At 71.3% G+C, this 25,442-nt stretch carries 27 protein-coding genes and 1 riboswitch; of the genes, 16 read left to right on the top strand and 11 right to left on the bottom strand.

The window, feature by feature from the left end; all coding sequences use genetic code 11:
* Positions 1 to 30: 30 nt before the first annotated feature.
* Positions 31 to 972 carry an ROK family glucokinase gene (locus ABZ622_RS06265; RefSeq protein ID WP_124718135.1) on the top strand — a complete coding sequence of 314 codons (942 nt, stop codon included), beginning with the start codon at positions 31 to 33 and terminating at the stop codon, positions 970 to 972.
* 78 nt (positions 973 to 1,050) lie between these two features.
* Complete coding sequence (locus tag ABZ622_RS06260; protein WP_360540893.1) at positions 1,051 to 1,809, top strand: endonuclease/exonuclease/phosphatase family protein; 759 nt, start codon at positions 1,051 to 1,053, stop codon at positions 1,807 to 1,809.
* Positions 1,810 to 1,993: 184 nt separating this feature from the next.
* Here ABZ622_RS06260 and ABZ622_RS06255 read toward each other — a convergent pair whose 3' ends face one another.
* Together ABZ622_RS06255 and ABZ622_RS06250 are read right to left on the bottom strand one after the other, a co-directional pair.
* Positions 1,994 to 2,674 carry a hypothetical protein gene (locus tag ABZ622_RS06255; RefSeq protein ID WP_360540891.1) on the bottom strand — a complete coding sequence of 227 codons (681 nt, stop codon included), beginning with the start codon at positions 2,672 to 2,674 and terminating at the stop codon, positions 1,994 to 1,996.
* Complete coding sequence (locus tag ABZ622_RS06250; RefSeq protein WP_360540889.1) at positions 2,667 to 3,446, bottom strand: alpha/beta fold hydrolase; 780 nt, start codon at positions 3,444 to 3,446, stop codon at positions 2,667 to 2,669. Before ABZ622_RS06250 ends, ABZ622_RS06255 begins: the two co-directional genes overlap by 8 nt.
* A 238-nt stretch (positions 3,447 to 3,684) precedes the next feature.
* Between ABZ622_RS06250 and ABZ622_RS06245 the strand changes: the two genes are divergently transcribed.
* From ABZ622_RS06245 to ABZ622_RS06230, 4 genes are all read left to right on the top strand, one after another.
* Positions 3,685 to 4,428 carry a lysophospholipid acyltransferase family protein gene (locus tag ABZ622_RS06245; protein ID WP_266916396.1) on the top strand — a complete coding sequence of 248 codons (744 nt, stop codon included), beginning with the start codon at positions 3,685 to 3,687 and terminating at the stop codon, positions 4,426 to 4,428.
* 51 nt (positions 4,429 to 4,479) lie between these two features.
* Positions 4,480 to 5,703: a DUF5931 domain-containing protein gene (locus ABZ622_RS06240; protein WP_360540887.1), complete on the top strand. Its 1,224-nt coding sequence runs from the start codon at positions 4,480 to 4,482 to the stop codon at positions 5,701 to 5,703.
* Complete coding sequence (locus tag ABZ622_RS06235) at positions 5,700 to 6,392, top strand: response regulator transcription factor (protein WP_360540885.1); 693 nt, start codon at positions 5,700 to 5,702, stop codon at positions 6,390 to 6,392. The genes ABZ622_RS06240 and ABZ622_RS06235 overlap by 4 nt, the downstream gene beginning before the upstream one ends.
* Before the next feature lie 126 nt (positions 6,393 to 6,518).
* A complete protein-coding gene (locus tag ABZ622_RS06230; protein ID WP_360540883.1) occupies positions 6,519 to 7,523 on the top strand; it encodes a 2-hydroxyacid dehydrogenase in 1,005 nt (334 codons plus the stop codon).
* 93 nt (positions 7,524 to 7,616) lie between these two features.
* Here the strand turns inward: ABZ622_RS06230 and ABZ622_RS06225 are convergent, their stop codons facing one another.
* The gene (locus ABZ622_RS06225) at positions 7,617 to 9,503 is read right to left on the bottom strand and encodes an anthranilate synthase family protein (protein WP_360540881.1); all 1,887 of its coding nucleotides are present in this window, start codon (positions 9,501 to 9,503) and stop codon (positions 7,617 to 7,619) included.
* 92 nt (positions 9,504 to 9,595) lie between these two features.
* Positions 9,596 to 9,652 carry a trp operon leader peptide gene (locus ABZ622_RS06220; protein WP_107408160.1) on the bottom strand — a complete coding sequence of 19 codons (57 nt, stop codon included), beginning with the start codon at positions 9,650 to 9,652 and terminating at the stop codon, positions 9,596 to 9,598.
* 103 nt (positions 9,653 to 9,755) lie between these two features.
* Here ABZ622_RS06220 and ABZ622_RS06215 point away from each other — a divergent pair, with 103 nt between their 5' ends.
* Both ABZ622_RS06215 and ABZ622_RS06210 read left to right on the top strand, forming a co-directional pair.
* A complete protein-coding gene (locus ABZ622_RS06215; RefSeq protein ID WP_266916405.1) occupies positions 9,756 to 11,102 on the top strand; it encodes a class II 3-deoxy-7-phosphoheptulonate synthase in 1,347 nt (448 codons plus the stop codon).
* Between the two features lie 171 nt (positions 11,103 to 11,273).
* Positions 11,274 to 11,576 (top strand): (2Fe-2S)-binding protein, encoded by a 303-nt coding sequence (locus ABZ622_RS06210; protein WP_360540879.1) that lies wholly within the window; start codon positions 11,274 to 11,276, stop codon positions 11,574 to 11,576.
* Between the two features lie 75 nt (positions 11,577 to 11,651).
* Here ABZ622_RS06210 and bfr read toward each other — a convergent pair whose 3' ends face one another.
* Positions 11,652 to 12,131 (bottom strand): bacterioferritin, encoded by a 480-nt coding sequence (gene bfr, locus ABZ622_RS06205; RefSeq protein WP_124718145.1) that lies wholly within the window; start codon positions 12,129 to 12,131, stop codon positions 11,652 to 11,654.
* 153 nt (positions 12,132 to 12,284) lie between these two features.
* Here bfr and ABZ622_RS06200 point away from each other — a divergent pair, with 153 nt between their 5' ends.
* Complete coding sequence (locus ABZ622_RS06200; protein WP_266916407.1) at positions 12,285 to 12,917, top strand: sulfite oxidase-like oxidoreductase; 633 nt, start codon at positions 12,285 to 12,287, stop codon at positions 12,915 to 12,917.
* Positions 12,918 to 12,961: 44 nt separating this feature from the next.
* On the opposite strand, the gene ABZ622_RS06195 is transcribed toward ABZ622_RS06200, so the two are convergent.
* From ABZ622_RS06195 to thiO, 6 genes are all read right to left on the bottom strand, one after another.
* Positions 12,962 to 13,537: a DUF4396 domain-containing protein gene (locus ABZ622_RS06195; RefSeq protein WP_360540876.1), complete on the bottom strand. Its 576-nt coding sequence runs from the start codon at positions 13,535 to 13,537 to the stop codon at positions 12,962 to 12,964.
* A gap of 80 nt (positions 13,538 to 13,617) precedes the next feature.
* Positions 13,618 to 14,472 carry a deoxyribonuclease IV gene (locus ABZ622_RS06190; RefSeq protein WP_360540874.1) on the bottom strand — a complete coding sequence of 285 codons (855 nt, stop codon included), beginning with the start codon at positions 14,470 to 14,472 and terminating at the stop codon, positions 13,618 to 13,620.
* A gap of 6 nt (positions 14,473 to 14,478) precedes the next feature.
* A complete protein-coding gene (pknB, locus tag ABZ622_RS06185) occupies positions 14,479 to 16,383 on the bottom strand; it encodes a Stk1 family PASTA domain-containing Ser/Thr kinase (protein ID WP_360540872.1) in 1,905 nt (634 codons plus the stop codon).
* A 112-nt stretch (positions 16,384 to 16,495) separates the two neighbouring features.
* Complete coding sequence (locus tag ABZ622_RS06180) at positions 16,496 to 17,290, bottom strand: thiazole synthase (RefSeq protein WP_360540870.1); 795 nt, start codon at positions 17,288 to 17,290, stop codon at positions 16,496 to 16,498.
* Positions 17,291 to 17,292: 2 nt separating this feature from the next.
* Positions 17,293 to 17,529: a sulfur carrier protein ThiS gene (gene thiS, locus ABZ622_RS06175; protein ID WP_360540868.1), complete on the bottom strand. Its 237-nt coding sequence runs from the start codon at positions 17,527 to 17,529 to the stop codon at positions 17,293 to 17,295.
* On the bottom strand, positions 17,526 to 18,710 hold the full coding sequence (gene thiO / locus ABZ622_RS06170; RefSeq protein WP_360540866.1) for a glycine oxidase ThiO: 1,185 nt from the start codon (positions 18,708 to 18,710) through the stop codon (positions 17,526 to 17,528). The genes thiS and thiO overlap by 4 nt, the downstream gene beginning before the upstream one ends.
* Positions 18,708 to 18,820, bottom strand: a riboswitch (TPP riboswitch). It overlaps the preceding gene by 3 nt.
* Positions 18,821 to 18,871: 51 nt before the next feature.
* Between thiO and ABZ622_RS06165 the strand changes: the two genes are divergently transcribed.
* From ABZ622_RS06165 to ABZ622_RS06135, 7 genes are all read left to right on the top strand, one after another.
* The gene (locus tag ABZ622_RS06165) at positions 18,872 to 19,000 is read left to right on the top strand and encodes a hypothetical protein (RefSeq protein WP_360540864.1); all 129 of its coding nucleotides are present in this window, start codon (positions 18,872 to 18,874) and stop codon (positions 18,998 to 19,000) included.
* A gap of 100 nt (positions 19,001 to 19,100) precedes the next feature.
* Complete coding sequence (locus ABZ622_RS06160) at positions 19,101 to 20,285, top strand: FAD-dependent oxidoreductase (RefSeq protein ID WP_360541032.1); 1,185 nt, start codon at positions 19,101 to 19,103, stop codon at positions 20,283 to 20,285.
* Between the two features lie 154 nt (positions 20,286 to 20,439).
* The gene (locus tag ABZ622_RS06155) at positions 20,440 to 22,188 is read left to right on the top strand and encodes a peptide-N4-asparagine amidase (protein ID WP_360540862.1); all 1,749 of its coding nucleotides are present in this window, start codon (positions 20,440 to 20,442) and stop codon (positions 22,186 to 22,188) included.
* 43 nt (positions 22,189 to 22,231) lie between these two features.
* Positions 22,232 to 22,597 (top strand): Rv2175c family DNA-binding protein, encoded by a 366-nt coding sequence (locus ABZ622_RS06150; protein WP_124718155.1) that lies wholly within the window; start codon positions 22,232 to 22,234, stop codon positions 22,595 to 22,597.
* A gap of 102 nt (positions 22,598 to 22,699) precedes the next feature.
* Positions 22,700 to 23,353, top strand: coding sequence for a thiamine phosphate synthase (gene thiE, locus ABZ622_RS06145; protein ID WP_360540859.1), 654 nt, complete (start codon positions 22,700 to 22,702; stop codon positions 23,351 to 23,353).
* Positions 23,354 to 23,498: 145 nt separating this feature from the next.
* Positions 23,499 to 24,416, top strand: coding sequence for a methylenetetrahydrofolate reductase [NAD(P)H] (gene metF, locus ABZ622_RS06140; RefSeq protein WP_360540857.1), 918 nt, complete (start codon positions 23,499 to 23,501; stop codon positions 24,414 to 24,416).
* A gap of 49 nt (positions 24,417 to 24,465) precedes the next feature.
* Positions 24,466 to 25,401 (top strand): hypothetical protein, encoded by a 936-nt coding sequence (locus ABZ622_RS06135; protein ID WP_360540855.1) that lies wholly within the window; start codon positions 24,466 to 24,468, stop codon positions 25,399 to 25,401.
* Positions 25,402 to 25,442: the final 41 nt, after the last annotated feature.

The following is a 25,442-nucleotide window of genomic DNA, read 5'->3' as shown; positions in this document are numbered from 1 at the left end:
CAGCGGGGCTCGACCGGAACTGAGGGATTCATGGGACTCACCATCGGCGTCGATATCGGCGGCACGAAGATCGCGGCTGGAGTGGTCGACGAAGAGGGCCGGATCCTCTCGACGCACAAGGTGCCGACCCCGCCGACAGCCGAAGGCATCGTCGACGCGATCGCCTCGGCCGTGTCCGGTGCGAGCGAGGGCCATCAGATCGAGGCCGTCGGCATCGGCGCCGCCGGATACGTCGACGACAAGCGCGCCACCGTGCTCTTCGCGCCGAACATCAACTGGCGGCACGAGCCGCTGAAGGACAAGGTCGAACAGCGCGTCGGCCTTCCCGTCGTCGTCGAGAACGACGCCAACGCCGCCGCCTGGGGCGAGTACCGCTTCGGTGCCGGCCAGGGCCACGACGACGTCATCTGCATCACGCTCGGCACCGGCCTCGGCGGCGGCATCATCATCGGCAACAAGCTGCGCCGCGGACGCTTCGGCGTGGCCGCCGAGTTCGGCCACATCCGGGTCGTCCCGGACGGTCTGCTCTGCGGCTGCGGCAGCCAGGGCTGCTGGGAGCAGTACGCGTCCGGACGCGCACTCGTCCGGTACGCCAAGCAGCGCGCCAACGCCACCCCGGAGAACGCCACGATCCTGCTGTCGCTCGGCGACGGCACGGTGGACGGCATCGAGGGCAAGCACATCAGCCAGGCCGCCCGGCAGGGCGACCCGGTGTCGGTCGACTCGTTCCGCGAGCTGGCCCGCTGGGCCGGCGCCGGACTGGCCGACCTCGCCTCGCTCTTCGACCCGTCCGCGTTCATCGTCGGCGGCGGCGTGTCGGACGAGGGCGAGCTGGTGCTCGACCCGATCCGCAAGTCGTTCCGGCGCTGGCTGATCGGCGGCGAATGGCGCCCGCACGCCCAGGTCCTCGCGGCCCAACTGGGCGGCAAGGCGGGCCTGGTGGGCGCGGCCGACCTGGCACGCCAGGGCTGAGCCGGCCGGACCGTACCGAACCCGGACGCCCGTCGCGCCCTTGTGGCAGCGGCGGGCGTCCGTCGTATCGTGAGGCACATGGTCCTGACGCCACTGCCCGACTCCCGTACCGAGCCGGATGGTTCGGCCGTCATCAGAGTGCTCAGCTACAACATCCGGTCGATGCGCGACGACCGCGAGGCGCTGGCCCGCGTCATCACCGCCTGCGACCCCGACCTCGTCCTCCTCCAGGAAGCACCGCGGTTCTTCCGCTGGCGCAAGCGCGCGGCCTGGCTCGCCGCCCGTACCGACCTGGTCGTGCTCGGCGGCGGTGCCACGGCGGCCGGGCCGCTGCTGCTCTGCTCGCTGCGGGCCACCGTGGAGCGGACGCAGGACGTGCTGCTGCCGCTCACCCCCGGGCTGCACCGCAGGGGCTTCGCCACCTCGGTGGTACGGATCGCGGGCACCCGGATCGGCCTGCTGAGCTTCCATCTGAGCCTGCAACGGGACGAACGCCTGGCCCAGACCGAGATGCTGCTGGAGCGGCTGGACGGCATGGGCGTCGAGCACGCGATCGCGGCCGGCGACCTCAACGATGTACCGACCGGGAGCGCGTTCCGGCGGCTGGCCGGGCGGCTCCAGGACTGCTGGACGGTCCGGCCGTGGGGCGAGGAGCACACCTACTCGCCGGACCACCCGCGACGGCGCATCGACGCGATCTTCGCGACGGAGGGGATCGAGGTGCTCGGCTGCGGTGTCCCCGCCGGGCTGCCCGGGGTCACTGAGGCGGACCTGCGGGCGGCCACCGACCACCTGCCGGTGCTGGCGGCGCTACGGGTGCCCGCGCTGCTGCCCTGACACCTTCACGGCCTCACCCGCGATTGTCAGCGGCGTCGCGGCGCCCGGGACCTCCGCCTCCGGCGTTGTCGTCAGTCGCGATGGCTCCGCCATCACTCCCTCCTCCGCCTTGGATTCGAAGGCCCCGGGCGCCGCTCCTTCCCCCGCTGACAATCGCGGGTGAGGCCGTTACTCCGCCCCGGTCTCAGACCACCGCCCCGCGCCCGGGGTCGTCGCCGTCCTCGTCGTCATCGTTCATCCGCGCCACCAGCGTGACGAAACCGCCCAGGAAACCGCCGACGCAGACCGTCGTCAGCCACCAGGTCATGTCCCACCGCAGCAGCACCGCGATCAGCATCAGCACCGGACCGCCGACGACCGCGAGCCAGGCGAACTTCGCCGTGACGTCGGCCTCTGGCAGCGGCGGCGGCTCCGGGGGGACGAAGTGCCCCTCGTCGCTGTCGTCGAGGTCGCCGTCCTTCGGCTCCGGGACCTCGTAGTCACGCGGACCGATGACTCCGGGCGCGAAGACGACCGAGCTGCCGAGCGGCTTCTCCGGCGGCTTCACGGACTTCTTCCCGAGCCCCTTGTCCGGATCCAGGACGTCGGACCCGTCGTCCTCCGGCAGCGCGAGATCCTCGATCGACCTGAACGGCTTGGCGCCCGGCGGGTCCGGCGGCTCCTCGCCGTACCCGGCGACGATCGCCTGCCACGCGGCGTCCTCGTCGACCGACGGCTCCGGCCGGGCGCCGTCGGCGCCCGGTGCCGCCTGCTGTGCGGCGCCGTCCTGCGGGCCCGTGCCGTCGTCGGGCACGGCCGCTCCCTCCGCAGGAAGAGGCTCGCGCTCCTCCTCGCTGCCCGCGCGCTCCGCGTCGTGCTCAGCCACCTGACGTGCTCCCCTTCTTTCCGACGCTCGGGGCGAGGCGGCCGATGAACCGGTAGCTCTCGTCGAAGATCCGCTCCGCATCATGGTCCAACGTCGCGACGTGGTAGCTCTGTTCCAGCAGGATCTCCTCGACGTCCGTCGACGACACCCGGCTGAGGATGCGGGCCGAATCGGCCGGCGGCACCACATGGTCCTGCGGGCTGTGCAGCAGCACCAGCGGCTGGGTGACCTGGGGCAGCTCGGCGTCGACCAGACGGAAGAACTTCCGCAGCGAATGCGCCGCGTGCAGCGGCACCCGGTCGTACCCCACCTCGGCGGAGCCCGCCAGGGCGATGTCGCTCGCCAGCCCCTTCGTCGTCCGCACCAGATGGCGGGCGACCGGCAGCGCGTACGCCGACAGGCCGTGCACCTTGTTCGCCGGGTTGACCAGCACCAGGCCACTGATCGCGTCCCCGTGCTTCGCCGCCAGCCGCAGCGTCAGGGCGCCGCCCATGGACAGCCCGAAGACGAAGACCTGGCTGCACCGCTCCAGCAGGGCGCGCAGCTCCCGGTCCACCTCCGCGTACCAGTCCTGCCAGCCGGTGAGCTGCATGTCCTCCCAGCGGGTGCCGTGCCCCGGCAGCAGGGGCAGCGAGACGGTGAGCCCGCGCTCCGCCAGATGGTCGGCCCAGGGGCGCAGCGACTGCGGGGAACCGGTAAATCCGTGACAGAGGAGGACGCCGACCTCTCCGCCCTCGTGGCGGAACGGCTCGGCTCCAGGAAGGACCGGCACCGGAGTCTCCTGTTCGTGGGGCTCGCAGGGGAGCGAAAGGGGGGAGTGCAGAGGATTACTTCACCGTACGCGACCGGACCGACACCGACCAGGGCCGTCGCCGACACCGACCGGGGCCGTCGCCGACACCGACCGGGGCCGTCACCGGCTCCGGCCGCCGCAGCGGCTCCGTGCCGGGCGGGAGCGCGGGCGCCCCACGGGTTAAGGTCTGTCGGACAGCACACAGGAGGCACCCGAGTTGATCTACGGCGCAATGAAGTTCTCCATCGGCGGCTCACTGAAGCTCGCCTTCCGGCCATGGGTGGAGGGCCTGGAGAACATCCCCGCGCAGGGACCGGCGATCCTCGCGAGCAATCACCTGTCGTTCTCCGACTCCTTCTTTCTGCCGGCCGTCCTGGACCGCAAGGTCACCTTCATCGCCAAGTCCGAGTACTTCACCGCACCTGGCGTGAAGGGCAAGCTGACCGCCGCCTTCTTCAAGGGCGTCGGCCAGCTCCCGGTGGACCGCTCGGGCGCCCGCGGCGCCGGTGAGTCGGCCATCAAGGCGGGCATCGAGGTCATCGAGAGCGGCGGCCTCTTCGGCATCTACCCGGAGGGCACCCGCTCGCCCGACGGCCGTCTCTACCGGGGCAAGCCCGGCGGGCTGGCCAGGGTGGCGCTGGCCACCGGGGCGCCCGTCATCCCCGTCGCGATGATCGACACGGAGAAGATCCAGCCGCCCGGCCAGGTGATGCCCAAGCTGATGCGCCCGGGGATCAGGATCGGCAAGCCGCTCGACTTCAGCCGCTACCACGGCATGGATGGGGACCGCTTCATCCTGCGCTCGGTCACCGACGAGGTGATGTACGAGATCATGAAGCTCTCCGGCCAGGAGTACGTCGACATCTACGCGACGGCGGCCAAGCGGCAGATCGCGGACGAGGCCAAGCGTCACGCCGAGGCGGAGAAGCACAAGGACACCGGGTCCGCGACACAGGGGTGAAGGAACGGCACGGCGCGTGAACGCGTCCGTTCCGTCCAGGGGGTGGGGGAAGTGGCCAGGCGCGAGCGGGTCGTACGGATGTCGGTCGAGCAGCCGCTGTGGAGTGCGCTGACCGCGTATCGCATCCTGACGATGCTGTACGCGGTACTGCTCGCCGTCTTCGGCCGGGAGAAGTACGACCGGCCGTGGGTGGCCGTCGCCTTCCTGGCGGTGCTGGTGGTCTGGACGCTCGCCACCCTCCCGAAGGTTTCGAACGCCACCGCCTGCACCAAACGCTTCCTCGGCGCCGATCTGACCATCGCGCTCACCGGCATACTCCTCACCCCGCTCGCCGACTTCGAGGCCCAGCAGATGGACGGCCCGACGCTGCCGTCCATCTGGACCGCGGGCTCCGTGCTGGCCTTCGCGATCAAGGGCGGCTGGCGCTGGGCGGCCTTCGCGTCGAGCTTCGTCGCCGTCGTCAACATCGTCGAGCGCGGCCATCCCAGCCGGGACACCTTCCACAACGTGCTGCTGGTCTGGGTCGCCTCCATCGCCATCGGGTACGTCATCGAGGTGGCCAGGGCCAGTGAGCGCACCCTGGCCCGCGCCCTGGAGATCGAGGCCGCCACCCGTGAGCGGGAACGGCTGGCCCGGGACATCCACGACAGCGTGCTCCAGGTTCTGGCGATGGTGCAGCGCCGGGGCACCGCGCTCGGCGGGGAGGCGGCCGAACTGGGCCGGATGGCCGGGGAACAGGAGGTCGCCCTGCGCACCCTGGTCTCCAGCGGTCTTGTGCCCACCACCCGGGTCTCCGAGGACGCCGCCGAGGGCGCGGTGGTCCGCAGCGTCGAGGTCGACGACGAACCGGCCGAACCGGCCGACCGCGATCTGCGCGCCCTGCTCGCCCCGCACGCCGGATCCCGGGTCAGCTTCGCGGAGCCGGGCGCTCCGGTACTGCTGGCCGCCGCGGCCGCGACGGAGCTGGCGGCCGCTGTCAGTGCCGCCCTGGACAATGTGAGGGTCCACGCGGGGGAGAATGCCCAGGCCTGGATCCTCGTCGAGGACTGGCCGGACGAGGTGATCGTGACGGTCCGGGACGACGGCCCCGGAATCCCGGACGGGCGGCTCGCCCAGGCCGAGGGGGAAGGGCGGATGGGGGTGGCCCTGTCGATCCGGGGGCGGCTGCGTGACCTGGGTGGCACGGCCGAGCTGATCTCGGTGCCCGGCCAGGGCACCGAGGTCGAGTTGAAGGTTCCGAAGGTTCCACGGGGGAAGGCAGGATCAGCGAGATGAGCACGGAGAACACCGGGGTCGCGCAGGAGCGGGCCATCAGGGTCATGGTGGTCGACGACCATCCGATGTGGCGCGACGCCGTCGCCCGCGACCTTTCCGAATCGGGCTTCGACGTGGTGGCGACCGCGGGCGACGGACCGCAGGCCGTCCGCAGGGCCAAGGCAGTCACCCCCGACGTCCTGGTGCTCGACCTGAATCTGCCCGGCATGCCCGGCGTCCAGGTCTGCAAGGAGCTCGTCGGCTCCCACCCCGGGCTGCGGGTGCTGGTGCTCTCCGCCAGCGGTGAGCACGCCGACGTCCTGGAAGCGGTCAAGTCCGGCGCCACCGGCTATCTGCTCAAGTCGGCCAGTACGCAGGAGCTCACCGAGGCCGTGCGCTCCACCGCCGTCGGCGACCCCGTCTTCACACCGGGCCTGGCCGGACTGGTCCTCGGCGAGTACCGCAGGCTCGCCTCCGATCCCGCACCCGCCGCGTCCGACGAGCCCAAGGCCCCGCAGCTCACCGAGCGCGAGACCGAGGTGCTGCGGCTGGTGGCCAAGGGCCTCTCGTACAAGCAGATCGCCGAGCGGCTGGTCATCTCGCACCGCACCGTGCAGAACCACGTGCAGAACACCCTGGGCAAGCTCCAGCTGCACAACCGGGTGGAGCTGGTGCGGTACGCGATCGAGCGCGGTCTCGACGACGCCTGAGCCGGCGGCCCCGGCCGGGCGGCGCGGCAGGGGCATGGGCCGTATATTCGCGATGACCGGCCCTTGCCCGCTGATCCGCCGGTCCGCTCGCTGGTCCGCCGATCCGCGCGACGAACGGGAGAAGTCGTGGAAATCCTGGCCTTCGGTGTGCAGTCCGACGAGAAGCCGCTGATCGAGAAGGCCTTCGCCGGACAGCACGAGGTCCGCTGCCTGGACGTCTTCCTGAACAAGGACACCGCCCCCATCGCGGCGGGATACGAGATCATCTCCACCAGCGTCAACGCCGACCTGGGCGGCAGCGTCCTGCAGACCCTCGCGGCCGGGGGCACCCAGATGATCGCCCAGCGCTCCACCGGCTTCAACAACATCGACCTGGACGTCGCCGAACGCCTCGCCCTGCGGGTCGCCCGGGTCTCCTACTACTCGCCGTACTCCGTCGCCGAATTCGCCTGGACCCTCGCGATGGCCGTCAACCGCCGGATCATCCGGGCCGCGAGCCGCACCCGCGACTTCGACTTCCGGCTCGACGGACTCCTCGGCCGGGACATGCGCGGCCGCACGGCAGGCGTGATCGGCACCGGCAAGATCGGCGAGGCCTTCACCCGAATCGCCCACGGCTTCGGGATGGAACTGCTCGGCTGGGACGTAGCGGAGAACCCCGCCTGCGCCGCACTCGGCATGAAGTACGTGGAGAAGGAACAGCTGCTCGCCGAGTCCGACCTGATCAGCCTGCACGTACCGCTGCTCCCCGCGACCCACCACATCATCGGCGCGGAAGCCCTGGCCCGGATGAAGGACGACGCGATCCTGGTCAACTCCAGCCGCGGCGGACTCATCGACACCACGGCGCTGGTCACCGAGTTGCGTGCGGGCCGCTTCCTGGGCGTGGGACTCGACGTGTACGAGGCGGAGGCCGGGCTGTTCTTCCTGGACAAGTCGCTGGAGGGCGTCGACGACGACACCCTGGCCCGGCTCGTCACCTTCCCGAACGTCGTCGTCACCTCGCACCAGGCCTACTACACCGAGGACGCGGTGGGCCAGATCATCGACGCCACGGTGCGCAACGTCGCCGACTACCTGGCCGGCCGCCGCAGCGACAACGTCCTGGTCCCGGCACTCCCGGCGGCCTGAGCGGCCGTCGGGCGCCTCCGGCCGGGCGGACCGGAGGCCACCCGATGGTCTCAGGGGGCCCGGACCGTCTCCGGGACCCCGTCCGCCGCCCCTTCAGCCGGCCACCGGCAGCCCCGCCAGCAGCTCCGCCACGATCGCCGCACCGCGCAGCGTCAGCACCGACTCCGGGTGGAACTGCACCGAGGCGAAGCCCGGCCCGCGCAGCGCGTGCAGCTCGCCGGTCGCCCCGTCCAGGCTCACCTCGACGCCGTGCGCCGCGAGCTCGTCGACCACCGGACCGTCGCAGCGCGCGGTGAAGCTGTTGTAGAAACCGACCGTCTCCGGCCGCCCGAACAGCTCGATCCGGGTCTGCGCGCCCTGGTACGGCACGGTCTTGCGGACGATGTCCAGCCCCAGCTCCGCCGCGATCAGTTCATGGCCGAGGCAGACCCCCAGCAGACCGTGCCGGTGATCCCGGACCAGCTCGGCGGCCAGCCCGCGCATCAGCCGCATCTTCGGATCGGCGGTGTCGCCCGGATTCCCCGGCCCGGGACCCAGCACGACCGGACCGGTGTGCGCCCGCACCAGCTCGCGCAGCCCCGGCTCGTCGTAGCGGTGCACCGACACATCGAGACCCGAGGAGCGCAGCAGATGCGCCAGCATCGCGGTGAAGGTGTCCTCCCCGTCGATCACCAGCGCCCGGCCGGACAGCTCGTGGGTACGCTCCTGCATCCGCAGCCAGAACGGCGCGAGCCCGTCCCGCCGGGCGTCCAGCGCCGCCCGCACCCTCGGGTCGCCCGCCAGTTGCGGCCGGGCCGCCTCGTCCACCGGCCGGCCGGGCCGCACCCCGAGCGCGGCGAGCACCCCGGCCGCCTTCGCATGGGTCTCGGCGACCTCGCCGTCCGGATCGGAGTGACGTACCAGGGTCGCCCCGACCGGCACCCGCAGCCGGCCGTCGGCCGAGATGTCGGCGGTACGGATCAGGATCGGCGAATCCAGGGTCTGCGCCCCGCCCGGCTCCTGCCGCAGCAGCGCCAGGGCCCCCGCGTAGTAGCCGCGCCCGCCGGGCTCGTACCGCTCGATGACCCGGCAGGCGTTCTGCACCGGGGAGCCGGTGACCGTGGCCGCGAACATGGTCTCCTTCAGCACCTCCCGCACATCCAGCGAGGAACGCCCGCGCAGCTCGTACTCCGTATGGGCGAGATGGGCCATCTCCTTGAGCCGCGGCCCGACCACCACCCCGCCCATGTCGCCGACGGTGCACATCATCTTGAGCTCCTCGTCGACCACCATGGAGAGCTCCTCGGTCTCCTTGCGGTCGGCGAGGAAGGCCAGCAGGCCCTCCGCGGTCGGACCCTCGGCGGGGTAGCGGTACGTCCCGCTGATCGGGTTCATCACGACCGTCCCGCCGGACATCCGCACATGGACCTCCGGGCTGGCACCGACCAGCGTCCTGTCCCCGGTGTGCACGACGAAGGTCCAGTACGCGCCCCGCTCACCGGCCAGCAGCCGCCGGAAGAGCGCCAGCGCGTCGGCCCGCCCGAAGCCCGGGATCCCGCCCTCGAAGGTCCGCCGGACGACGAAGTTCGCGCCCTCGCCCTGCCCGATCTCGTCCTCGACGACCCGCCGGACGATCCCGGCGTACTCCTCGTCCGGCACGTCGAAGGCGCCGCCCTCGACCCGCACCTCCCGCACCGGCAGCCGGTCCAGCACCTCGGCGAGCGGCAGCTCGTACGTCTCCTCGGCGACCAGTACGGACAGCGGAGTCCCGTCGTCGCGCACATCGAAGCCGCGCTCGGCGATCTGCCGGAACGGCACCAGGGCGAGCGAGGGAAGTTCACCGACCGGAAGGCCGGCGAGCCGGTCCGCTTCCCGCACCCGGCCGATCAGCACCTCGACGGTGTCCTGGTCATGGCCGGGGGTGCGCCTGCGCAGCAGCGCGAACGGCGGGCAGCCGTCACTCAGGAGCCGGTCGACGACGGCATCGGTGCGGTGGTCCATGGGTTGTTCCTTCCGGATGGAGGAACGGCTCCCGAAAACGCGGAGAAGGCCGCCCCTCGGGCGGCCTTCGCGTGGTCTGTCGCGCGCGATTGTCAGTGGGCCGCCGGATGAGCGGTCCACCACCAGTTCTGGTTTGTCTGCGCGAACATGTTCCGAACCCTAGCGGACGCCGGTCTCGTCCGAGCGCGTGTCTCATCTGTTGAGCCTGTGGATGGACCCACCGCCGAACCCCGTAATGTTGGGGATGTGACCGTGAACGCCAATACCTCCGTCGCCGGTGGCCACACCTGGCGAGACCTTCCCGCGGCGCAGCAGCCCGAGTACCCCGATGCCGAGGCTCTGCGCGATGTACTCGCGGACCTCACGTCGTATCCGCCCCTCGTGTTCGCGGGCGAGTGCGACCAGCTGCGCGCCCGCATGGGAGCCGTCGCCAAGGGCGAGGCGTTCCTGCTGCAGGGCGGTGACTGCGCCGAGGCCTTCGACGCCGTGTCGGCCGACCACATCCGGGCCAAGCTGAAGACGCTGCTCCAGATGAGCGCCGTCCTCACGTACGCGGCCTCCGTGCCCGTGGTCAAGGTGGGCCGGATCGCCGGGCAGTACTCCAAGCCGCGCTCCAAGCCGACCGAGACCCGTGACGGCGTCACCCTGCCGACCTACCGCGGCGACTCCGTCAACGGCTTCGCCTTCACCGAGAAGGAGCGCGTCCCGGACCCCGAGCGGCTGAAGCAGATGTACCACGCATCCGCTTCCACGCTGAACCTGGTCCGCGCCTTCACCACCGGCGGTTACGCCGACCTGCGCCAGGTGCACGCCTGGAACCAGGACTTCGTGAAGTCGTCCCCGTCCGGTCAGCGCTACGAGGCGCTCGCCCGCGAGATCGACAACGCGCTGAACTTCATGAAGGCGTGCGGCACGGACCCGGCCGAGTTCAAGGCGGTCGAGTTCTACTCCTCGCACGAGGGCCTGCTGCTGGACTACGAGTCGGCGCTGACCCGCACCGATTCGCGCACCGGCGAGCTGTACGACACCTCCGGCCACATGGTCTGGATCGGTGAGCGCACCCGCCAGATGGACGGTGCGCACATCGAGTTCGCCTCGAAGATCCGCAACCCCATCGGCATCAAGCTCGGCCCGACCACCACGGTCGACGAGGCGCTCGGCTACGTCGACCGCCTCGACCCCGAGCGCGAGCCCGGCCGGCTGACCTTCATCGTCCGGATGGGCGCCGACAAGGTCCGTGACAAGCTCCCGGCCCTGGTCGAGAAGGTCACCGCCTCCGGCGCCACCGTGGCGTGGGTGACCGACCCGATGCACGGCAACACCTTCGAGGCCGCCTCCGGCCACAAGACGCGCCGCTTCGACGACGTCCTGGACGAGGTCAAGGGCTTCTTCGAGGTGCACAAGGGCCTCGGCACGCACCCGGGCGGCATCCACGTCGAGCTCACCGGTGACGACGTCACCGAGTGTGTGGGCGGCGGACACGAGATCTTCGTGGACGATCTGCACCAGCGTTACGAGACGGCCTGCGACCCGCGGCTCAACCGCAGCCAGTCCCTCGACCTGGCGTTCCTGGTCGCCGAGATGTACCGGGACCAGTAGGCATCACCGCAGGCAGCGGACGTACGACTGTGGGGCACGGATCGATGTGATCCGTGCCCCACAGGGCGTCCGGAGGCTTTTAACGCCCCTGGGTGCCGGGTAAGGTTAGGTTAGCCTCACCGATAAACGGGGTGGCAGCGAACGACCCGATCCCGCCGGGAGGTGAACCGCGTGTACGTCTGCTCATGCTTCGGCATCACGGAGAAGCAGGTCAAGGAACATGCGGACGCCGGGGCCTGTACGCCCCGGCAGATAGCCTCCGCCTGCAAGGCGGGCACGGACTGCGGCGGCTGTGTCCGGGCCATCCAGGCGATGCTCGGCCGCGGCGCCTGCCCGCGCCGCGAACTGCTCGACCGGAAGCGGATGCCCGGCGCCGCCGACGACACCGTCACGGGCGCCGGATCCGGCCCCGGAACCGAACCGGGCATCGCCCCCGGCGCGGCGCCGGGAATTGCGCTTCCCGACGCGGCCTGATCCGGTCCGGGGGTTCCCGCCCCGGAGTTTCCGCCCAGGAGTTCCGCACGGGGGTTTCCGTCCGCGGCGCGGCCCTCAGCTGTCCGGCTGCTCGATCAGCTGGGCGATGTACAGCGGCTCACCGAGCTTCTCGACCAGTTCCAGCTGGGTGTCGAGGTAGTCGATGTGGTGCTCCTCGTCCGCCAGGATCGACTCGAAGATGTTCGCGGACGTGATGTCGCCCTTGCCGCGCATCAGCTCGATCCCGCGCTTGAGACGGTCGATCGCCTCCACCTCGACCTGGCGGTCCGCCTGGAACATCTCGGTGACCGTCTGGCCCACCCGCACATGGAACAGCCGCTGGTAGTTGGGCAGTCCGTCGAGGAAGAGGATCCGGTCCGTGAGGATCTCGGCGTGCTTCATCTCGTCGAACGACTCGGAGCGGGTGTACTTCGCGAGTTTCGTCCAGCCGAAGTTGTCCTGCATCTTCGCATGCAGGAAGTACTGATTGATGGCAGTCAATTCTGCGGTCAGCTGCTCGTTCAGGAACTCAAGGACCTCGGGGTCGCCCTGCATCGCAGAGGCTCCTTCCAACCGGTGAACTGGCAAGTTGGCCGAATCTTCGCATCGCACCCGATGGCCGTCCAGTAAGTGCAGACTTACTGTGAGTTGTCCGAATCGCCCCCGTCCTGGTCAGGACCACCCCTGGCTGTCTGTCACCATGGAGACATGGGTCAGCCGGAAAGCCGGGAACAACGCGCGTCAGAGCAGTCCGAGCTTCCGCCGGGCCAGCGACTCCAGCGCGGTTGGCCGGTTACCCACTACGGGCCCGTGCCGAAGTTCAAGCCGGACCGCTGGGAGTTCCGGGTCTTCGGGGCCACCGCGGATGGCGAGAAGCACTGCTGGAACCATCAGGAATTCTCGGTACTGCCGTTCTCCTCGGTCGTCGCCGACCTGCACTGCGTCACCAAATTCAGCATGATCGGTGCCGAATGGGGCGGAGTCCTCGCCCGTACGGTCCTGGAACTCGCGCCGCCCGCGCCGAACGTCACCCATGTGATGGTCTGGGCCGAGTACGGATTCAGCTCGAATCTGCGGCTCTCCGACTTCGCCTCGGACCGAACGCTTTTCGCCACCCACAAGGGCGGGGAACTGCTCACCGCCGAGCACGGATTCCCGCTCCGCCTCGTCGTGCCGCACCTCTACGCCTGGAAGGGGCCCAAGTGGGTCCGGGGCGTCGAGTACATGACGGCCGACCGCCGGGGCTTCTGGGAGGAGCGCGGTTACCACAACATCGGTGACCCGTGGAGCGAGCAGCGGTACTCCTACCAGGAAGAGCCCGGGGACGGCCCCGAGCTCTGACCCCGGCGGTTCCCGGGCCGGGCCGGTGTGTCCCGCCCCGTTTCTCAGTGGTGGTACTGGTGCACCACCGCATGCCCCTTGCCCCGGCCGATCATCCACTTGTTGACCGGCGTGGTGACGACGAAGGCAACGGCGAGTGAGATCGCGAGCGCGCCCCAGAACAGCGTGTCGGCGAGCGTGGCGTCCATGGCGCCCGGCCACAGCGCGATCACGCCGTTGTCGATCAGCTCCATCACCGCGATGGACAGGGTGTCGGCGGCGAAGGCGACCCTCAGCGCCGTACGGAAGCCGACGCCGGCCTTCAGGATGGAGCGCAGGGTCAGCGAGTAGCCGAAGAAGAAGGCCAGGACGATCGCGAGGACCATCGTCGCCATGTTGTCCCAGCCGAGCGCCGTGCCGATCACCATGCCGAGGATCTCGCCGATGGCGCATCCGGTGAGGCAGTGCAGCGTGGCCCGGGCGGCCATGGACCAGCTCGCCCCGCCGGGGTGATGGGCGGCGTGGCCGGCGTGGTCCGAGTGGCTTGAGCTGTCCGGGTGATCTGAGCGGTCCGCATGGTCCGCGTGGCCGGCGTGGTGCATGTGGTCCGCGTGCTGCCCGTGGTGTGTGTCGTGCTGCATGGCGATCACCCAATGCCGAGTAGCGGTTCCTGTCGATGACAGGAACCGTATACCCCCATGGGGTATTCCTCAATGGGGAATCAGTGGTCGCGCAGCCCCTTCAGCCGTGCCACATCCGCCGCGTGGCCTTCCTTGCCGCCCGGCGTCTCGATGATCAGCGGTACGCCCTCGGTGGCCGGGTGCGAGAAGAGCTCACGGAACGGCTCCTCGCCGATGTGCCCGGCGCCGATGTTCTCGTGCCGGTCCTTGTGGGCTCCCACCACGTCCTTGGAGTCATTGGCATGGATCAGTTTCAGCCGGCCCTCGCCGACCGTCGCCACCAGCTGGTCCAGGGTCTGCCGCATGCCCACCGGGCCGGTCAGGTCGTGGCCCGCCGCGTAGATGTGGCAGGTGTCGAGGCAGATGCCGAGCTTGGGATGGGAGTCGAGCGCGTCGAAGTAGGGGCCGAAGTCCCAGGTCCGCGAGCAGAGCGAGAACCCCTGTCCGGCGGTCGACTCCAGCAGCAGATACGGATCGTCGTTGTGCGTCAGCTCGTCCAGCAGCGGCCGCATGTGCGTGCGTACCTGCGCGAGGGCCTGCTCGCGCGGCCGGCCGCCGGTCGCCGACCCGGTGTGCACCACGACGCCCAGGGCGCCGATCTCGCGGGCCCGGCGCAGCGAGTGGCGCAGCGAGTCCACGGACTTCTCCACGGTCGCCCCGGTGTGCGACCCGAAGTTGATCAGATACGGGGCGTGGACGTACACCGGTACGGACGAGGCGGCGCACTCGGCGCGGAACCGCTCGTCCTGCGCCGGATTGCCGACCGGGGTCGCCCAGCCGCGCGGGTTGGCGACGAAGACCTGGACGGCCTCCGCCCCCATCTCGCGGGCGTAGGGGAGGCCGACCTTGGCGAGGCCGCCGGCCACCGGAATATGGCCGCCGACTGGGTTGCGCATATGGATCTAGAGTCCCTTGGTCTTGATGGTGATGGTGCTGCCCTCGGGGGCCTGCTCGCCGCCGTCGACGGACTGGCTCGCGATGGTGTCGCTGAAGGACAGGAACGGGCGGTCGACCTTGACCTCGAAGCCCGCGTCCTTCAGCTCGCTCGTGGCTTCGTCGACATCCTTGCCGGTGACGTCGGGGACGTCGATCATCCGCGGCCCGTCGGAGACCGTGAGCTCGATGGTGTCGCCCTCGGCGGCCTCGGTGCCCTCGCCCGGCGACTGCCGGGCGATGTCGCCCGCGTCCTCGGGGGATTCGACCCGGCCGGGCAGCACCTTGGCCTTGAGCCCCTCGTCCGCCAGCGCGGCGGTGGCGTCCGCGACGGACAGCCCGGTGACGTCCGGGACGTCCACCGGGGCTCCCTTGCTGACATGGAGGGCGACCGCCGAGTCCGGGTGGCGCTCGGTGCCCGCAGCGGGGTCCGTACGGATCACGTCGCCCCGGGCCGTCTCCTCGCTGAACTCCTTGGTGACCATGCCCGGCACCAGACCGGCCTTCTTCAGCTCACGCCTGGCGTCGGCGAGCGAGAGGTCCTGGACGTCGGGCACCTTCACGATCTCGGGTCCGCGCGAGACGACGAGCTTCACCGCGTCGTTGCCCCTGACACGGTCGCCGGACCCCGGATCGCTGCTGATGACCTTGCCGCGCTCCACGGTGTCGCTGTACGCCCGGTCGACGCCCTTGAGCTCCAGACCGGCCTTCGAGAGCCGCTGCCGGGCGTCCTTCTCGGTCTGGCCGAGCAGCAGGGGTACCTGGGTGAACTGCCCGGAGTTGATGTACCAGACACCGGTGCCGATCCCCAGTGCCAGCAGCACGGCGACGACCACGGCGACGACCGAGCGCCGCGGCCCGCGGCGGCGCCGGTCCTGCGGCGTGGCCGGCGGGGGCACCTCCAGCCGGCTGGTGTGGTGCGAGACGCCCTGGCCGGCCGGGAGCAGCCGCGGGATCACGCTGGTGCGGTCCTCGGCGGCGTCGCGCACCTCGGCGGTGGCCTGCGGCGGCACGGCGTCCAGCTGGGCGTCGGTGAGGCCGGAGCGGGCCTCACGGGTCTCGGCGAGCAGCGCCACCGCGTCGAACGGGCGGGCCTCGGGGTCGCGGGCGGTGGCGCTCGCCACCAGGTCGTCCAGCCCGGCCGGGAGCCCCGGGACGGCGGCCGACGGTGCCGGAACGGGCTCGTTGAGGTGCTGGTAGAGGACCTGGGCGGGGGTTTCACCGCCGTGCGGCTTGGAGCCGGTCAGCATCTCGTACAGGACGACGCCGCAGGCGTACACATCGGTGCGGGTGTCCGCCGTGCCGTTCTCTATCTGCTCGGGGGCGAGATAGGAGACCGTGCCCAGGACGGACCCGGTGGTGTTGGTGACGGTGCCCACCGCGCGTACGAGGCCGAAGTCGGCGACCTTGACCCGGCCGTCGTCCCCTATCAGGACGTTCTCCGGCTTCATGTCGCGGTGCACGAAGCCCGCCCGGTGCGCGGCGCCGAGCGCGGCGAGGACCGGCTCCAGGATGTCCAGCGCGGCCCTCGGCTGGAGGGCGCCGCGATCGCGCAGCACGTCGCGCAGCGTGCAGCCCGCGACGTACTCCATCGCCAGGTAGACGTACTGCCCCTGGGCGCCCTGGTCGAAGACCGCGACCACATTGGGGTGCGCGAGCCGGGCCACCGACTTGGCCTCGCGGATGAAGCGCTCGACGAACGAGGCGTCGGTCGCCAGCGCCGGGTGCATCACCTTGAGGGCGAGCACCCGGTCCAGCCGGGTGTCCACGGCCCGGTAGACCGTGGCCATGCCGCCCACGGCGATGCGGGCATCGACGCGGTAGCGGCCGTCGAGCAGCTGCCCGACAAGAGGGTCCTGGAGGGTCGTATCCACGCAGGCGAGTCTACGAGCCGCCACGGACACGACCCACGGGCCGGGGCGGTCCCGGGGCCGTACTGAAGCCGAGCCGTGACAGGAACACGCGTTCCACCGCCGTATCGGCGGCTCAGAAGGCCGGGCGCTCCGGGTCCAGCACCGCCCGCCCCTCCACCGGCGACGACGCCTCGGCGAAGTGGCGGCGCGGAATCCGGCCGGCCCGGTAGGCCAGCCGCCCGCCCTCCACCGCATGGCGCATCGCCGCCGCCATCAGCTCGGGCTCCTGGGCCCGGGTCACCGCGGACGCCAGCATCACCGCCGCGCACCCCAGCTCCATCGCGAGCGCCGCGTCGGAGGCCGTCCCGGCGCCCGCGTCCAGGATCACCGGCACCCGGGCCTGCTCGACGATCAGCCGGAAGTTGTGCGGATTGCGGATGCCCAGCCCGGAGCCGATGGGGGAGCCGAGCGGCATCACCGCCGCGCACCCCACGTCCTGGAGTCGGCGCGCCAGCACCGGATCGTCATTGGTGTATGGCAGCACGGTGAAGCCGTCGTCCACCAGGATCTCCGCGGCGTCCAGCAGCTCGATCGGATCGGGCAGCAGGGTCCGCTCGTCGGCCACCACCTCCAGCTTGATCCAGTCGGTGCCGAGCGCCTCGCGGGCCAGCCGGGCGGTCAGCACGGCCTCACCTGCGGTGAAACACCCCGCCGTGTTCGGCAGCACGCGGATGGAGAGCCGCTTCAGGACGGAGAGCACCGAGCCCTGGACGGTCGGATCGAGGCGGCGCATCGCGACGGTGGTCAGCTCGGTGCCGGAGGCGGTCAGCGAGCGCTCCAGCACGTCGAGGCCGGCCGCCCCGCCCGTACCCATGATCAGCCGGGAGCCGAACGTGGTGTCGCCGAGGGCGAAGAGGTCGTCGGACATGGTCAGCCTCCCTGGACCGCGGTCAGGACCTCGACGCGGTCACCGTCGGCGAGTACGGCGGTGGACCACCGGCCGCGCGGTACGACGGTCTCGTTGACGGCGGCCGCGACACCGGAGTGCGCGGTGGTGAGCGTGGTGACGAGCGCCGCCAGGGTGGTGCCCGCGGCGACGGGACGGGCCTCGCCGTTCACGGACACGGAGAGGGCGACGGCTCCGGGGGGCGGTGCGGACTCGGTCATGCGGGCTGCTCCTGACGTACGGAGGCGGCGGCGGAGGAGAAACGGTGCGGGGTGAAGGGGCGGGCCGGCTCGGGCGGCTCGCCGCCGGTGAGGAACTCGGCCATGACGTCACCGGTGATGGGGGTGAGCAGCACCCCGTTGCGGTGGTGGCCGGTGGCGAGGTGGAGGCCGGGCAGGGCGGTGGGGCCCAGCAGCGGGGCGTTGTCGGGGGAGGCGGGGCGCAGGCCGGCCAGGGTCTCGGTGAGCGGCAGCTCGGTGATGCCGGGGACCAGTTCGTGGGCGTCCCGCAGCAGCTCGTAGACGCCGCCCGCGGTGACCGTGGTGTCCCAGCCCATCTCCTCGCTGGTGGCGCCGACGACCAGCTCGCCGTTCTCGCGCGGTACGAGATAGAGGTGGCCGCCGCGGACCACGGCCCGGACCGTCCGGCTCAGGAACGGCGCGTACCCGGCGGGCACGGTCAGCCGCACCACCTGGCCCTTCACCGGCCGGACCGGTGGCACGACCTCGTCCGGCAGCCCGGGCAGCCGCCCGCTGAGGCTCCCCGCGGCGAGCACGACCTGGTCGGCCGCCAGCTCCGTACCCCCGGCGAGCACCGCCCCGGCGGCCCGGCCGCCCACCACGCACAGGCGCTCCACCCAGCCGCGGTGGAAGAACACCCCGGCCCGCTCGCAGGCGGTCAGCAGGGCGGCGGCCAGCCGGCGGGGATCGATCTGGTGGTCGCCGTCGACCCGCAGACCGCCCCGGACACCCGGCGCGAGCATCGGCTCCAGCCGTCGGCACTCACGGCCGGTGAGCCACTCCGATCCGAGGCCCGAACGCTGCTGGAGGGCGTGCAGATCCCGCAGGTGGGCACGGTCGTCGGAGTCCAGCGCGACGGCCAGGGTGCCGCAGGCGCGAAAGCCGGTCTCCTGACCGCTCGCCGCCTCCAGCTCGGCCACGAAGGCCGGATAGCGGGCCGCCGAGGCGACATTGAGGCCCAGCAGCAGCTGCTCGCCGTAGTGGAGTTCGGTGACGGCGGCCAGCATGCCGGCCGCCACCCGGGCGGCGCCGCCGCCCGGTTCGGGGTCGGCGACCGCCGTGCGCAGTCCGCGCTGCGCGGCCCGCCAGGCCGTCACCAGGCCGATGATCCCGCCCCCGATGACGAGGACATCGGATCCGTTTCCGTTCCGAGAAGAACGCATGGGCTTCCAGCCCCTCCCTTCGCCGGCATGACCCGGATCAGGTTCGTACGGTCGGAGGCCGCCCAGCCTCCCTCTCAGCCCGGTGCGTCCGGGCTCCCGCGAGTGTCTTACGTCGGCCACCCTAAACCCCGCCCCACCGGACCGGTAAGGGAGCTGTCGCCGTGGCCCGTCCGCCCGACGGCACCCGTCCGCACCGGGAGAACGGCCGGATCGGGCCGGACGGGCGGTGGGAGCGGGAGCCGCAGGAGGGCGGCGGGACGAGCACGGTCGGGGAACTCGCCCTTTCCTGACGGTAAATCAGGTGCTTATGGTGTACGGGTGAGCGATCAGCAGCAGTCAGAGCAGCCGGGCCGGTGGGCAGGACGCCGCGTCGTCGTCGTCGGTGCGGGCATGGCCGGGGTGCAGACCGCGGTGGCCCTGCGGGAGCAGGGCTTCACCGGCCCCGTCACCCTGATCGGCGCGGAACCGCACCAGCCCTACGACCGGCCCCCGCTGTCCAAGGCGGTGCTGCTCGGCAAGGCCGAGGACTCCGCCTTCGACATCGACTTCGAGGCGCTGGAGATCGATCTGCACCTGGGCCGTGAGGTGACCGGTGTCCGGCCGGACGCGCACGAACTGGACACCCCGGAAGGGCCCGTTCCCTACGACGCCCTGGTGATCGCGACCGGTGCCGAACCGATCGTGCTGCCCGGCACCGAGGGCGTTCCCGGCGTCCATCTGCTGCGCACCCTCGACGACGCGGCACGGCTGCGGCCGGTCCTCGACGAGCAGCACGGCGTCGTGGTCGTCGGCGCGGGCTGGATCGGTGCCGAGTTCGCCACCGCGGCCCGCGCCGCCGGCTGTGCGGTCACCGTCGTCGAGGCGGCCGACCGGCCCCTGGCGGGCGCGATGCCTGCGGAGGTCGCCGCTCCGATGGCCGCCTGGTACGCGGAGATCGGCGCCGAACTCCTCACCGGGGCCCGCGTCGACCGCATCGAGCCGGGCCGGGTGGTCCTCGCGGACGGGCGTACCGTCCCGGCCGGAGCGGTCGTCGTCGGAATCGGCGCCCGCCCCGCCACCGGCTGGCTGGCCGGCTCCGGCATCGCGCTCGGCTCCGACGGATCGGTGACCGCCGACGGGGCGCTGCGCACCTCGGCGCCCGATGTGTACGCGGTGGGCGACTGCGCCTCGTTCCCGTCCGCCCGGTACGGCGAACGCCTGCTCGTCCACCACTGGGACAACGCGCTCCAGGGCCCGCGCACCGCCGCCGCCAACATCATCGGCGCGGCGGCCGACGAGGCCCCGGAGCCGGTGACGTACGACCCCGTGCCGTACTTCTGGTCCGAGCAGTTCGACCGGTTCGTGCAGTACGCGGGCCACCACGGGAGCGCCGACACCCTGCTGTGGCGCGGCGATCCGGCCGGACCCGCCTGGTCGGTGTGCTGGCTGCGGGGCGACGTCCTGGTCGCGGTGCTCGCCGTCGGCCGGCCGCGCGACCTGGCGCAGGGGCGCAAGCTCATCGAGGCGGGGGCGCGGCTCGATCCGGAACGGGCCGCCGACCCGGCCGTACCGCTGAAGTCGGCGATCCGTCAGTAGCGTGCCGCAGGTCGTACAAGGGTGTCCGGAATGCGGGCAACCCCTTGGACGGCGGCCAGAATTGGTGCACTGTACATCTTTTGGGTCACCGACCCGTTCCCGGATCGGCACCGACCCGGCTCCCGGACCACCGACTCGTTCCCGAAGGACGTACATGTTCCGACACAGATGGGTCCGCGCCCTGCGCCGGATCTCCGTGGTCTCGGCCGCGACAGCCCTGGCCGGCGGCGTCCTCGCCGTTCCGGCCAACGCGGGCAGCGCCCCGAAGCCCGGCTCCAACCCGGCCGTCGACTACCAGGACCCGGTCGACGCGCTGCCACCGGTCTCCCGGCCGGACACCGAGCACTGCGCGGTCACGGCCGTCGAGCACGACTTCGGCAACACCCTCGGCGGGCCGCCGTACGCCACCACGCTCACCCCGCCCGACAAGTGCCAGGGCCCCTGGAACAAGGTCGTTCTCGACTGGTCGGCCAGCGTGAAGGGGCGTCAGTACGACCGTCTCGCCGCGGTGTTCGTCGGCGGCGCGGAGATCTTCCGCACCAGCACCGCCGAACCCGACGACGACGGCATCAGCTGGCACGTCGCCAAGGACATCACCGACTTCGCGCCGCTCCTGAAGGAACCGCAGAAGCTCCAGCTGGAACTCGGCAACGTTGTCAACGACACGTACACCGGTGTCTACAAGGTCAAGCTGACGATCACGTACTACCGGGCCGACAAGCGCCACCCGGCCGCGAGCACGGCCGACCGGATCGTCCCCCTCGGCGACACCGGGTCCACCGGCGCCCCCTGGATGACCGTCGGCAAGGGCGGCTCCACCAGCACCGACGTCACCTTCCCGCGCAATCTGACCGCCGCCCGGCTCCAGGTGTACGCCCGGGGCGGCGGCTGCGACGAGCAGTGGTTCGACGCGGTCCCCGACGGCCTCGCCGCCACCGCCCCGGACCACCTCTGCGGCGGCGGACCCTACCGTGAGGTGCAGATCGCCGTGGACGGGCGGCCCGCGGGCCTCGCCCAGCCGTACCCCGTGGTCTACTCCGGCGGCATCGTGCCGACCCTGTGGCGGCCGGTCCCGGCCATCGACCAGTTCAGGACCGAGGCGTACGACATCGACCTCACCCCGTTCGCCGGTGAACTGGCCGACGGCAGGCCGCACGCGATCAGCATCACCCCGTACCGCGCGGCCGACAGCTGGATCGTCGACGGTTCGCTCTTCCTCCGCACGGACGCGCACGCGGCCCGGACCAGCGGCCGGGTCACCGTCGACACCCTCACCGACCGGCCGGTGGTGAAGACCGTCCAGACCCCGCGCGGCGACGGCTCCACCCATGTCGCCGTGTCGACCGGGCGCTCCTGGAAGATCTCGGGCTACGTCCGGACCTCGAAGGGCCGGGTCACCACCACCGTCGAGCAGAACTTCTCGTACACCAACGAGGACACCGTCTCCAGGACCGGCCGGCAGCAGACGATGCACCAGCGCGACCGCGGCGCCACCACCGTGACGACGAGGACCGGCACACGCACCGAGGCCCGGCGGCACGCCTGGTCCTACCCCATCGACGTCGACATGGACATCCCGCTCTACGGCGACTACAACAACTACGAGCTGAAGGGCGCCGTCACCCAGCGCCGAGTGCTTCTCGACACATCCAGGACGGGCCACGCGCACCGGTGGCGCACGGACGCGGTCACGGACGACACCGTGGACTCGACCGGCAGCCTCGCCCGCGAGAACGGCGTGGTCCGGGCCGCGGACGGCGCCTCGTCCGAGACGTACCGGGGCACCACCGACACCGGGGCCTGCTACGCGCGGTCCCTGACGACCGCGCACGGCTGGGTCACCGGCGACCGGCAGAGCCACTGCCGCCTCGCCGACGTGGTCCGCGAGGCCCTGAAGGGCTGAGTCCGGGTATCGGCTGTCAGCGCGGGATGGCAGGCTTGTCCCTGTGACCGAGATTGACGCAAAGATCGATGCTCTCGTCCCCGCCTGGCTGCACCTGCCCGACATCGCCGAAATGCTCGATGTCCAGGTGACGCGCGTGCGGCAGCTGGTCAAGGAGGGCCAGCTGATCGCCGTACGACGTGGTGAGAACCGGACGCTCCAGGTGCCTGCCGCCTTCATCGACGGCGACAAGGTGGTCAAGGGCCTCTCCGGCACCCTGACGCTCCTGAGGGACGACGGCTACAACGACGAAGAGATGCTTGAGTGGCTCTTCACCCCCGACCCGACCCTGCCCGGTACCCCTGCCCAGGCACTGAGCGAGAATCGCGGCACGGAGGTGAAGCGCCGCGCCCAGGCGCTCGCCGTCTGACGGCCGGCCGTATGTGAGGGGCGGGCCGCGCGGGAGCGCGCGGCCCGCGCCCGCACCGACCGGCGACAACCGCTCCACGCTCTCCCAGGGGGGAACCGCACCATGTCCACGCCTCGCGCGCTGCTGTCCGACGCCCGGCTCTATCTGTGCACGGACGCCCGCAGGCGCCAGGGCGACCTCCCCGAGTTCCTCGACGCCGTCCTCGCCGCCGGGGTGGACATCGTCCAGCTCCGCGACAAGGGCATGGAGGCGGCCGAGGAGCTCGACCACCTGGCCGTCCTCGCCGAGGCGTGCCGGCGCCACGGCAGGCTCCTCGCGGTGAACGACCGGGCCGACGTCGCCCATGCCATCGGCACCGATGTGCTGCACCTCGGCCAGGGCGACCTGCCGGTGCCCGCCGCCCGCGCCGTCATCGGCCGGGACGTGGTGATCGGCCGCTCCACCCACGCCCGCTCCGAGGTCGACGCGGCCGTCGCCCAGCCCGGCGTGGACTACTTCTGCACCGGCCCCTGCTGGCCCACCCCGACCAAGCCCGGCCGGCACGCCCCGGGCCTGGACCTGGTGCGGTACGCGGCCTCGCTCGACCAGCCACGCCCCTGGTTCGCCATCGGCGGGATCGACGCCGGCAATCTGGACGAGGTGCTGGACGCCGGGGCCCGCCGGGTGGTCGTCGTCCGGGCGATCACCGAGGCCGCCGACCCGGCGGCCGCCACCGCCGGTCTGGCCCGGAGGATCCGGGAGCGCGCCGCGGCGTGATCCGGCCGACCGGCCGGAAGCGGTCTCCGGCCGCCGGGAGGCGATATCCGGCCGACTGTCCGAGGGATGGACAAACAACCAGTCAATTCGGGCAATTCGCGCTGGTCCGGTCCATCCGTCGTCGCGCTCTGGTTAACCTGCCGGTATGGCCCTTGGCACACCATCCACCAGGACAGATCACGCACGCACGGTGCGTGAGCTCCTCGCGACCGGCAAGACCTCGTACTCGTTCGAGTTCTGGGCGCCCAAGACCGAGAAGGGCGAGCGGAACCTCTGGAACGCGCTGCGCCGGGTCGAGGCGGTGCGGCCGAGCTTCGTCTCCGTGACCTACGGGGCCGGTGGCTCCACCCGGGCCGGGACGGTCAAGGCCACCGAGCAGATCGCGGCCGATTCCACCCTCACCCCGGTCGCCCACCTCACGGCGGTCAATCACTCCGTCGCCGAGCTGCGCAACATGGTCGGGCAGTACGCGGACGCCGGGATCCGGAACATCCTCGCCGTGCGCGGAGACCCGCCGGGCGACCCGATGGGCGAATGGATCGAGCACCCGCAGGGCGTGCGGTACGCGGCCGATCTCGTCCGGCTCATCAAGGAATCCGGCGATTTCTGCGTCGGCGTCGCGGCATTTCCCGAGATGCACCCGCGATCGGCCGACTGGGACACCGACATCCGGCATTTCGTGGACAAGTGCCGCGCCGGTGCCGACTATGCGATCACCCAGATGTTCTTCAATCCGGAGGACTATCTGCGCATGCGTGACCGAGTGGTCGCTGCGGGTTGCGAAACCCCGATCATTCCCGAAGTCATGCCGCTGACCAGCGTCAAACAGCTGGACAGATTTGCGCAGCTCAGCAACGCGTCTTTCCCCTCGTCCCTGAAAGAACGCATCCTCGCCGCCAAGGACGATCCCGCCGCTGTACGCTCCATTGGCATCGACTTCGCAACGCAGTTCTGCGCGAGGCTGCGATCCGAGGGTGTGCCCGGACTGCACTTCATCACGCTCAACAACTCGACGGCGACGCTCGAAATCTACGAAAATCTCGGACTGCACAAGCAGTCGTGACCGGCCGTACCCGCCGCGACCCGGGGGGTGGCCGTAGGAGGGGGCGGGCATGGGCTGGACGGTCCTCTACATCGCGTTCGGAATCGTCGCGCTGTGGCTGCTCGGCGAGGTGCTCCTGCAGTACAAGGCGCGCCTGAGATGGCGTCTGCTCGCCTTCGCGGGCTTCGGCATCGTGGTCGTCGGCGTGCTGATGCCGTCGGTGTTCGTCATCGTCCTCGGCACGATCGCCTTCGCGACCGGCCAGACGTACGTCACGCTCTCCTTCCGGCGCGGGTTCTCCACCGGCTGGGCCATAGGGGGCAACCCCGGTGAGAGCCGTCGTCGTCGTCGCGGCGGCGGCGAGCGGGAGGACCGCGGGCCCACCCTCCAGGTGTCGGACCTGGAGATGGCGCACGACGAGAACGCCCCGCAGCCCGCCGCCCCCGGGGCTCCGGCCGCGGCGGTCTACGAACCGGAGCCGATGCCGGACGACACCGGGCAGTACGGCGTCTACTCCGACCACCAGCGGTCCCAGCAGGAGCAGGGCCCCCAGGAGCAGCCCCAGCCCCAGTACGCCGCCTACGAGCCGTACACCGACCCCGCCCCGTACGGTTCGCCGGGCCAGGAGACCTACACCGGGCACGACACCTACGCCGGTCAGGACCCGCTCGCCGGGCAGTACGACTACGGGACCGACCGGCAGCAGTACGCCGCCTACTCCGACCCGTACATCGGGACCGGCACCACCGGCGGCGCCCCGCAGTACGACGCGTACGACAGCTACGGCAACGGCTACGACAGCTTCGGCGGCCGGCAGGAGTACCCCGCCGATCCGTACGCCCAGCAGTACGCCCCCGACACCCCGCCGGGCGGCGTCTGGGTGCCGCAGCAGCGTGAGGGCGAGCAGTACCCGGTCGCACCGCCGGAGCCGCCCGCACAGCCCGCCCCGCACCCGAACGGCTACAACAACGGCAACGGCTACGACGAGCAGCAGTACCGCTACTGACGACGGCCGGCTCCCCGGATCACCGACAGCCGCGGGAGCCA

It is taken from the genome of Streptomyces sp. NPDC007164, assembly GCF_040634135.1.
Lineage (GTDB): Bacteria > Actinomycetota > Actinomycetes > Streptomycetales > Streptomycetaceae > Streptomyces > Streptomyces sanglieri.
The sequence above is the reverse complement of the archived record's forward strand: the minus strand, read 5'-3'. Positions and strand labels throughout refer to the sequence as shown.

Bases quoted from the DNA above. Each gene is read 5' to 3' on its own strand.
- ABZ622_RS06265 (WP_124718135.1), top strand. From the start codon at position 31: ATGGGACTCACCATCGGCGTCGATATCGGCGGCACGAAGATCGCGGCT.
- ABZ622_RS06260 (WP_360540893.1), top strand. From the start codon at position 1,051: ATGGTCCTGACGCCACTGCCCGACTCCCGTACCGAGCCGGATGGTTCG.
- ABZ622_RS06235 (WP_360540885.1), top strand. From the start codon at position 5,700: ATGAGCACGGAGAACACCGGGGTCGCGCAGGAGCGGGCCATCAGGGTC.
- ABZ622_RS06225 (WP_360540881.1), bottom strand. From the start codon at position 9,503: ATGGACCACCGCACCGATGCCGTCGTCGACCGGCTCCTGAGTGACGGC.
- bfr (WP_124718145.1), bottom strand. From the start codon at position 12,131: ATGCAGGGCGACCCCGAGGTCCTTGAGTTCCTGAACGAGCAGCTGACC.
- ABZ622_RS06200 (WP_266916407.1), top strand. From the start codon at position 12,285: ATGGGTCAGCCGGAAAGCCGGGAACAACGCGCGTCAGAGCAGTCCGAG.
- ABZ622_RS06195 (WP_360540876.1), bottom strand. From the start codon at position 13,537: ATGCAGCACGACACACACCACGGGCAGCACGCGGACCACATGCACCAC.
- ABZ622_RS06190 (WP_360540874.1), bottom strand. From the start codon at position 14,472: ATGCGCAACCCAGTCGGCGGCCATATTCCGGTGGCCGGCGGCCTCGCC.
- ABZ622_RS06180 (WP_360540870.1), bottom strand. From the start codon at position 17,290: ATGTCCGACGACCTCTTCGCCCTCGGCGACACCACGTTCGGCTCCCGG.
- thiS (WP_360540868.1), bottom strand. From the start codon at position 17,529: ATGACCGAGTCCGCACCGCCCCCCGGAGCCGTCGCCCTCTCCGTGTCC.
- thiO (WP_360540866.1), bottom strand. From the start codon at position 18,710: ATGCGTTCTTCTCGGAACGGAAACGGATCCGATGTCCTCGTCATCGGG.
- ABZ622_RS06160 (WP_360541032.1), top strand. From the start codon at position 19,101: ATGGCCGGGGTGCAGACCGCGGTGGCCCTGCGGGAGCAGGGCTTCACC.
- ABZ622_RS06155 (WP_360540862.1), top strand. From the start codon at position 20,440: ATGTTCCGACACAGATGGGTCCGCGCCCTGCGCCGGATCTCCGTGGTC.
- thiE (WP_360540859.1), top strand. From the start codon at position 22,700: ATGTCCACGCCTCGCGCGCTGCTGTCCGACGCCCGGCTCTATCTGTGC.
- metF (WP_360540857.1), top strand. From the start codon at position 23,499: ATGGCCCTTGGCACACCATCCACCAGGACAGATCACGCACGCACGGTG.
- ABZ622_RS06135 (WP_360540855.1), top strand. From the start codon at position 24,466: ATGGGCTGGACGGTCCTCTACATCGCGTTCGGAATCGTCGCGCTGTGG.